A 1,048-nucleotide genomic window follows, 5' to 3' on the forward strand; every position below is an offset into this window, starting at 1 on the left:
GTAAGTTACGGCGGTATATTGAGATCCGGCGTCCGAATGTGCGCGCAGTTGCTGAGGTTGAATCGGGCGGCCCTGGCGGCTGCGTTCCCAAAGACTCATCCGCAGCGGGATCATCACCAGCTCGACGTGCTTAGTGGTTTGCGCGTGCCAGGCGACGATGCGTTGTGAGAACACATCGACGATGAACGCAACATAAACCCACCCGGCCCAGGTTCGGCAATACGTAAAGTCCATCACCCAGGTGTGATCCGGGCGCGGCGCGGTGAAGTCCCGATTCAACAGATCTCCGGCACGGATCCCGTCTTTGGCTGGGATCGTGGTGCGGATGCCCTTGTCCCGGCGGATGCCCTGCAGTCCGAGCGCCCGCATAGCCCTGTCGATCGCTCCGCGGGATGCGCCGGGGATCGTGGTGCGCCGGATCAGCGCGGTCATCTTGCGCCGACCATAGAGACCTTCAGGGGTGAGTTTTCGTAGTTGGCGCCCGGCGACGTCGACGGTGGTCCACGCGGCCTCGCGGACTGCGTTGGCCACCAGCGCGTCAGTGACCGTCCGGGTCGCGACCCCACCTCGCTTCCAGGCTCGGTAGGTGCGCGCGGCGATCTGGCAGCCCTGCTCACGCAGAACCCGACAGATCGACTCGACCGCGTGCCCCTCGGATCTCATCGTGTCGATGAAACCCATCATGAACGGTTGCGGGGGTCGAGTTCCCCCACGAAGAAACTCGCCGCCGCCCGCAGGATCGCAACATCCTCACGCAGGCGTGTGTTCTCCGCCTTCAGCCGCTTGATCTCCGCGTGCTCAACACTGGTCACCCCGTCACGGGTGCCGTCATCAATATCGGCTTGCAGCACCCACCGGCGCACGGACTCGTGCCCGACACCGATCTGGCGGGCAACGGCCGCTGACGCGGCCGTCAACGACGGATACTCCGACCGGTGCTCACGCACCAGCCGGACAGCGCGCTCACGCAGCGCGGGATCGATCTTCTTAGGCATGACATACATCCTTCCAACTCAAAAGGATGCGGCATCAAACCTGGGGCGCTTCA

At 64.0% G+C, this 1,048-nt stretch carries 1 pseudogene and 1 other annotated feature; the pseudogene reads right to left on the reverse strand.

Going from position 1 to position 1,048, the window contains the following annotated elements:
* Positions 1-995, reverse strand: a pseudogene (locus tag IWX81_RS14925) (IS3 family transposase); the annotation flags it as partial.
* Positions 592-726, reverse strand: a sequence feature (AL1L pseudoknot). (Overlaps the previous pseudogene by 135 nt.)
* Positions 996-1,048: the final 53 nt, after the last annotated feature.

Origin of the sequence: Salinibacterium sp. CAN_S4, assembly GCF_015752305.1 — a bacterium.
Taxonomy (GTDB): Bacteria; Actinomycetota; Actinomycetes; order Actinomycetales; family Microbacteriaceae; genus Rhodoglobus.